Origin of the sequence: Streptomyces sp. NPDC059443 (genome assembly GCF_042750105.1) — a bacterium.
GTDB lineage: Bacteria > Actinomycetota > Actinomycetes > Streptomycetales > Streptomycetaceae > Streptomyces.
Genome location: NZ_JBHYVM010000039.1, coordinates 17,413 through 24,569 on the forward strand (window position 1 = coordinate 17,413; position 7,157 = coordinate 24,569).

5 protein-coding genes and 1 pseudogene are annotated in these 7,157 nt (G+C 70.6%); 2 read left to right on the top strand and 4 right to left on the bottom strand.

Annotated features, from left to right (window positions below):
- Positions 1-92: 92 nt before the first annotated feature.
- From ACFXDJ_RS30090 to ACFXDJ_RS30105, 4 genes and pseudogenes are all read right to left on the bottom strand, one after another.
- Positions 93-224: pseudogene (locus tag ACFXDJ_RS30090) on the bottom strand (holo-ACP synthase); the annotation flags it as partial.
- A gap of 14 nt (positions 225-238) precedes the next feature.
- A complete protein-coding gene (gene glmS, locus ACFXDJ_RS30095) occupies positions 239-2,086 on the bottom strand; it encodes a glutamine--fructose-6-phosphate transaminase (isomerizing) (RefSeq protein WP_384655219.1) in 1,848 nt (615 codons plus the stop codon).
- Positions 2,087-2,147: 61 nt separating this feature from the next.
- On the bottom strand, positions 2,148-3,788 hold the full coding sequence (locus tag ACFXDJ_RS30100; protein WP_384850914.1) for an IS200/IS605 family accessory protein TnpB-related protein: 1,641 nt from the start codon (positions 3,786-3,788) through the stop codon (positions 2,148-2,150).
- A 212-nt stretch (positions 3,789-4,000) separates the two neighbouring features.
- Positions 4,001-4,774 carry a hypothetical protein gene (locus ACFXDJ_RS30105; protein WP_384655225.1) on the bottom strand — a complete coding sequence of 258 codons (774 nt, stop codon included), beginning with the start codon at positions 4,772-4,774 and terminating at the stop codon, positions 4,001-4,003.
- Positions 4,775-5,009: 235 nt separating this feature from the next.
- Between ACFXDJ_RS30105 and coaA the strand changes: the two genes are divergently transcribed.
- Together coaA and ACFXDJ_RS30115 are read left to right on the top strand one after the other, a co-directional pair.
- A complete protein-coding gene (gene coaA / locus ACFXDJ_RS30110) occupies positions 5,010-6,077 on the top strand; it encodes a type I pantothenate kinase (RefSeq protein WP_384655228.1) in 1,068 nt (355 codons plus the stop codon).
- Between the two features lie 26 nt (positions 6,078-6,103).
- The gene (locus tag ACFXDJ_RS30115) at positions 6,104-7,054 is read left to right on the top strand and encodes a DUF389 domain-containing protein (RefSeq protein ID WP_384655231.1); all 951 of its coding nucleotides are present in this window, start codon (positions 6,104-6,106) and stop codon (positions 7,052-7,054) included.
- Positions 7,055-7,157 lie beyond the last annotated feature (103 nt).

The following is a 7,157-nucleotide window of genomic DNA, read 5'->3' on the forward strand; positions in this document are numbered from 1 at the left end:
GGCGCGCGGAGGCACACACCCCCCGCGGGGGGTCGGGCTCGCCGGTGGCCGTGGAGGTGGGGCCCCGGGCGGGGGGGGGCGGGGGGCCCCCCCCCGCGCCGCCCGCCCCCCGGCAGGGTCAGTTCGGCCTCGACGAAGAGGCGTCGGGCCAGGTTCGGTGTCCGCTCCAGTGCCGCGCCGAACCGCTCGATCTCGGCAACGTCAATCCCCACACCGATGATCACAACAACAACCCCTACTACTCCACGGTCACGGACTTCGCGAGGTTACGCGGCTGGTCCACCTCGTTCCCCCGCGCCGTCGCCAGCTCGCACGCGAAGACCTGCAACGGCACGGTCGCCACCAGCGGCTGGAGCAGCGTCGGGGTGGCCGGGATGCGGATCAGGTGGTCGGCGTACGGGACGACCGCCTCGTCACCCTCCTCGGCGATCACGATGGTCCGCGCTCCGCGCGCCCGGATCTCCTGGATGTTCGACACGATCTTGTCGTGCAGCACCGAGCGCCCGCGCGGCGACGGTACGACCACCACCACCGGCAGGTCCTTCTCGATCAGCGCGATCGGCCCGTGCTTGAGCTCGCCCGCCGCGAAGCCCTCGGCGTGCATGTACGCCAGCTCCTTGAGCTTGAGCGCACCCTCCAGCGCCACCGGGTAGCCGACGTGCCGGCCCAGGAAGAGCACCGTGTTCTTGTCGGCCAGGGAGCGAGCGAGCTCCCGTACCGGCTCCATCGTCTCCAGTACGGTGTCCACCGCCGCTGCGATGTCCGACAGCTCCCGGATGACCGCCTGGATCTCGTCGCCCCACTTCGTACCCCGGACCTGCCCGAGGTACAGGGCGACCAGGTAGCAGGCCACCAGCTGCGTCAGGAACGCCTTGGTCGAGGCGACGGCCACCTCGGGTCCGGCGTGCGTGTACAGCACGGCGTCCGACTCGCGCGGGATGGTCGAGCCGTTCGTATTGCAGACGGCCAGCACCTTGGCGCCCTGCTCGCGCGCGTGCCGCAGCGCCATCAGGGTGTCCATGGTCTCGCCCGACTGCGAGATCGCGATCACCAGCGTCCGCTGGTCCAGGATCGGGTCGCGGTAGCGGAACTCGCTGGCCAGCTCCGTCTCGCACGGGATGCGGGTCCAGTGCTCGATGGCCAGCTTCGCGATCATGCCCGCGTGGTACGCCGTACCGCACGCCACGATGACGACCTTGTCGACCTCGCGCAGCACCGAATCCGGGATGCGCACCTCGTCGAGGGTCAGCAGTCCGCTCGCGTCGATCCTGCCCAGGAGGGTGTCGGCGACAGCCTTCGGCTGCTCGGCGATCTCCTTGAGCATGAAGTAGTCATAACCCCCCTTCTCGGCCGCCGAGGCGTCCCAGTCCACGTGGTACGCCCGCACGTTCGCGGCCGAACCGTCGAAGTTGGTCACCGAGACACCGTCGCGGCGGAGCTCGACGACCTGGTCCTGCCCCAGCTCGATCGCGGACCGCGTGTGGGCGATGAACGCGGCCACGTCCGAGGCGAGGAAGTTCTCACCCTCTCCAACGCCCACGACCAGAGGGGAGTTCCGGCGCGCTCCGACCACCACGTCCGGAGCGTCGGCGTGCACGGCGACCAGCGTGAAGGCCCCCTCCAGCAGCCGGCACACCTGCCGCATCGCCTCCGCGAGCTCCCCGGAGGCGGCGAACCGCTCCGCCAGCAGGTGCGCCACGACCTCGGTGTCCGTCTCGGACTCCAGCCGGTGCCCGCGCCCGGCCAGCTCGGCCCGCAGCGCGGCGAAGTTCTCGATGATCCCGTTGTGCACGACGGCCACGCGCCCCGAATTGTCGAGGTGCGGGTGGGCGTTGACGTCGGTGGGCCCGCCATGGGTCGCCCACCGGGTGTGTCCCAGCCCCGTGGAACCGGCCGGCATCGGGTGCCCGACCAGTTCCTTCTCCAGATTGACCAGCTTGCCGGCCTTCTTGACCGAAGCGAGCCCACCGTCCGCGAGCACGGCGACACCCGCCGAGTCGTAGCCGCGGTACTCCAGCCGCTTGAGTCCGGCAATGACCACATCGAGCGCCGACTGCGCTCCCACGTAACCCACGATTCCGCACATAAGCCGCAGGGTACGCCGTAGTTGGCCCACCGCCCGGTACCTGAACAAGACGAAACCGTTCCTAGCCAGTGGGCATGAGTGGGTCTTGGACCCACTGGTGCGTGCTGGGCGCATCCCGAACGGTTTTGGATGCACTGGGTCCCCGCGTTCTCTTCCCGCTCGGCGTCGACTCTCCAGGGAGCCGGTCCGTTGCGGGTGGGCGGATTCCGTCACACCCCTGGGTGCCTGGTCCGGCCTGGACGGTCCGATGCCCGTAGCGATCACTCTGGTCGCTACGGGGCGGTGCCGTCCGACGCCGGATCGGGTGTCCGAGGGCGCGTCGCCCGATCGCGATGCCGGCGGCATCGTGACGGGACATCTTTCGGCGCGGGGTAGTCAGTGGCTTCTGCCAATGCTGACCACCCCACTGGGAGGTGTAGGCCGGATCGACCGCAACGATCGACAGACCTTGTTCGGCGGCCATCGACACGAGCCGGGCCTTGAGCTTGCCGGTCGGGAGACCCGAGATCAGATGCCGGAACCGCTTCTTACCGCCGTGCTTCTCGCGGGTTTTCTCGGCGGTGAAGTCGAGGTCCTCGATCGCGATGGCCTTGACGCCCACCTGCCGGGCCCAGTGCAGCAGCCGGGTGATGGCGTGCCGGATCTGCGCGTCGCGGTGATCCGCAGTGCCGGACAGGTCATAGGGGAACCGGTGCGGCTCCCCGACGGGATTGCCATGCGGGTCGAGCCGGTAAGCGGCGAAGTGATCGGCGTTGGTATCGACACCAACCATGCCCATCGCGCCAGCGGCTACGAGCGGGACCGTCTGCACGACGGGGTGTTGCCAGGCGGCGGTCAGGTACCAGCGTCCGCGCTCCACGTCCAGGTGGATGCGGTAGGCGACGGCCCGGTTCGCTTCGACGCGGTCGGCCCATTCCGCACCCCGGTGCACGAACTTGATCCGGCAGGCCAACACGTACCGCCCATGGTGGCTGTTGGCCAGGTGCGCGAGCGGGGTGGGCAGTTTGATGCTGACCTCGCCATCGGGGGTGACGCGGATCGTCTCGTTCCCGAACGGCTTCCCGGACTCCCCGTCAGCGGCGAGGAACCAGCGTTCGGCTTCCCAGCAGGCCCGCCACTGCTCTTGGGTGAGCTGTGCGTCGGCCAGATGGTGCCGGGTGTTCGCCAGCCGCCTCCCACCCCGCACCACCCGAACCCGACCAGCCTGCCAGTCGGCCACCGCAGCCGCATGGCGCGCTTCCAGTGCTGCGAGACGGCGGGACTTGCGAAACCACTCGCTCCTGGAGCGGTAGCCGCCCGCAGCGCGTTTGGTTCCCTTCTGCCCGATCGGAAGGGACAGACGGTGGCGCAGCGCGCGGATGCCGGTGTCGAGGTTGCGGATGTGCGCGGCCTGACAGCGGCGTGCGAGCGCCCACTGATCGTGGCTGGCCTTGGTGCTCGCCCCGGCGATGCGCGAAGACGATTCCCTCGTCAGCCCCCGCTTACGAGCAGCCCACGTATCAGCGGAGTGGTCCGGGCCGTCCGCACAACGCTGCTTGAGATCACGGGAAGCCAGGGTGCCCTGGTGCTTGCCGACCAGCCGGAGAACCCTCTCATCTACGGCACTCAGACCCTTGAGCCGGTCGCGTACCGCCACACCGGACGGACCGAGCGCCACGAACGAAGGAGCGGAGGCGCGCAATTTCCTGGTCCGATCAGCCATCACCGGCCGCCGCCTCCAGCGCCCTGCGCCTTCGCCCGCTCCTTGAGGTTCATATACCGACCGTAACGACACTCACCGCAAAGCCCCATCGCTCACAAGAGTGAACAAGAGAACCAACAGCGCCCAACCCCGCCCCGGCGAAAGCGCCGGAGCGGGGTTGCCGTACGTGTACGCGAGCGCGAGCCCGCCGGATGAGCCCGACGGACGAACCGTCAGCCGAGCTTCTTCAGCTGCGCCGTGACGACGGCCTTCGGCTGCTCGGCCGTACCCGAGAGGCTGACGGCGGAGAAGGTGGCGAGGGTGTTGCCCTTGCGCACGACCACGAGCTCCGTCGTGAACGGCGAGCCGTCCGCGTCGCCCGCGATGGTGTAGGCGAGCGCCTCGTCCCCGCCCGTGACGGGGGCGCCGGCGGCGACCTTGGTGACCTTGCCGGCTTCGCCCGCCTGGGTGGCCGTGTAACCGGAGGCACACGCCGCGCCCGCGCTCTTGAGCGACCCGAAGGCCTCCGCCGCGCCCTTGCCCTCGTACGACTCCAGGGTGACGGCGGTGGCGGTCGCGCCGAGGGCGTCCAGCCCGGCCTTCAGCTTCTCCTCCGGGCTCGCGTCCGCGGCCGGCGCCTTGCCCTTGGCCACGGCCTTGACCCGCGCGCTGCCGGCGGCGGAGCCGATCGCGGTCATGGACTGCGCCTTGACCAGCGGGAGGCACGCCGGCTTGTCGCTGGTGGCCCCGGCGCCCGCCTTGGCCTCCTCCGGCGTGACGGCCTTGAGGACGTGGTCGGGCAGATCGGCCTGGACCACCAGCAGACCGCCGAGCTCGGCGTCCGTCTTCGCCTTGACGGCCGGCGCCGAGGAGGAGGCGGCCGCGGAGGGCTTCGCGTCGTCCTTCTTCGCGTCGGCCTTGCCGGAGCCGCCGCAGGCGGTGGCGAGCAGCGCCAGGGACACGGCGGAAGCGGTCAGGACGGTACGACGGACAAGTGCGGTACGCACGATGGTTTCCCCCCACGGGAATCTGAGAAAGCTGCGGTGATCAACACCGTACGGGGTGCCACCGACACCGTCCGCGATTTACCTGCGAGCCCCGGGCATCGTGATCCCACCGAGACCCCGAGTGCCTCCGAGCGGTACCGCCCCCGTACAACCCGCCCGCCCCGGGCCAAAAGGCCCCGCCCCACGTGACCGACCACACCACCCACAACGGCCCCCGACCCCCGACAATGGCCCTGTGATCACTTCGCCGCCACGAAGCACGCCGGACGGAAGCGCGACGGAGCGCCCCGTCGGACCGGAGCTCCCGCCACACCCCGAGCCCGCCGCGCACCCCACGCGCCGCCGGGGCCACGAGGCCTCCCCCTACGTCGACCTCACCCGCGCGGAGTGGAGCGCCCTGCGCGAGCGGACCCCGCTGCCGCTGACGGCCGACGAGGTCGAGCGGCTGCGCGGGCTCGGCGACGTCATCGACCTCGACGAGGTCCGCGACGTGTACCTGCCGCTCTCCCGGCTGCTGAACCTGTACGTGGGAGCCACCAGCAACCTCCGCGGCACCCTCAACACCTTCCTCGGCGACGCCGGCAACGGCCACGGCGCACAGCAGGGCACCCCCTTCGTCATAGGGGTCGCCGGCTCGGTGGCGGTCGGCAAGTCCACCGTGGCCCGCCTCCTCCAGGCCCTGCTCGCCCGCTGGCCCGAGCACCCGCGCGTGGAGCTGGTGACCACCGACGGCTTCCTGTACCCGATGAAGGAGCTCCAGCGGCGCGGGCTGACCGCCCGCAAGGGGTTCCCGGAGTCCTACGACCGCCGCGCGCTGACCCGCTTCGTCGCCGACATCAAGGCAGGCAAGGACGAGGTCACCGCCCCGGTCTACTCGCACCTGATCTACGACATCGTCCCCGGCGAACAGCTCGTCGTGCGCCGTCCCGACATCCTGATCGTCGAGGGGCTCAACGTCCTCCAGCCGGCGCTGCCCGGCAACGACGGCCGCACCAGGGTCGGTCTCGCCGACTACTTCGACTTCAGCGTGTACGTGGACGCCCGCCCCGAGGACATCGAGCGCTGGTACCTCAACCGGTTCCGCAAGCTGCGCGAGACGGCGTTCCAGAACCCCTTCTCCTACTTCCGCAAGTACACCCAGGTCTCCGAGGAGGAGGCGCTGGAGTACGCACAGACGATGTGGCGGACCATCAACAGGCCCAACCTGCTGGAGAACGTGGCCCCGACCCGCGGCCGCGCCACCCTCGTCGTGCGCAAGGGCCCCGACCACAAGGTGCAGAAGCTGAGTCTGCGCAAGCTCTGACCGCTTCCGGAAGTTACTGTGCGGCCATGCTGCACCTACGGATGATCACACCGGCCGACCGGACGGACGCCGTCGTCCGGATCGTCGAGAGCACGGTCGGCACCACCCATCTGGTGGTGCTGCCCGGCGCCGCCCGCATCCCCCCGGGCGACATCGTGATGTGCGACGTGGCCCGCGAGGCGGGCGACGAGCTCCTGCACGAGCTGCGGAAGCTCTCCATCGACAAGGACGGTTCGATCGCGGTCGAGAACATCGACCTCTCCCTCTCGGAGCGCGCCGACCGGGCCGAGGAGGAGGCCCCGGGCGAGGCGGCGGACGCCGTCCTGTGGGAGCAGCTGAGCGAGGCGACCCACGAGGAGTCCACCCTCACCATCACCTACAGCGCCTTCATGATCGTCGCGACGATGATCGCGGCCTGCGGTGTCGTCCTCGACAACGCCATCCTGATCGTGGGCGCGATGGCCGTCGGCCCCGAGTTCGGGCCGCTCGCCGGCGTCTGCACCGGCCTGGTGCAGCGCGCCCCGAAGCTGGCCGCCCGCTCGCTGGCCGCCCTGCTCATCGGCTTCGCCGCCGCGATGACGGCGACCACCGTCTTCAGCCTGGGGATGGACGCCCTCGGCCTGTTCCAGCCGGGAATGCTGGACAAGCCCCGCCCCAACACCAGCTTCATCTGGCAGCCGGACCCGTTCTCCTTCGTCGTGGCCCTGCTCGCCGGCGTGGCCGGGGTGCTCTCCCTGACCTCGGCGAAGTCCGGCGCGCTGGTCGGCGTGGCGATCTCGGTGACCACCGTCCCGGCGGCCGCCAACGCGGCCGTGGCGCTCGGCTACGGGGACTTCGCCCAGATGTGGGGCTCGGCCGAGCAGCTGCTGCTGAACCTGTTCGGGATCATGCTGGCCGGCGTACTGACCCTGCTCGGCCAGAAGCTCCTGTGGCGCACCCAGCGCGGCCACTGGCGCCGCACGCCGTCCAACGCCTGAGCACAACGAAACCGGCCCCGCGGGGGGGGGCGCGGGGGTGCGGGGGGCGGGGCTGGGGTGGGGGGGGCTGGCGGGGGGGGGGGAGTCCGGCGGCGCGGGGAGC

What these genes read in the sequence shown, in the direction of transcription:
- ACFXDJ_RS30115 (WP_384655231.1), top strand. Translation starts at nt 6,104, where the DNA reads ATGCTGCACCTACGGATGATCACACCGGCCGACCGGACGGACGCCGTC.
- ACFXDJ_RS30100 (WP_384850914.1), bottom strand. Translation starts at nt 3,788, where the DNA reads ATGGCTGATCGGACCAGGAAATTGCGCGCCTCCGCTCCTTCGTTCGTG.
- glmS (WP_384655219.1), bottom strand. Translation starts at nt 2,086, where the DNA reads ATGTGCGGAATCGTGGGTTACGTGGGAGCGCAGTCGGCGCTCGATGTG.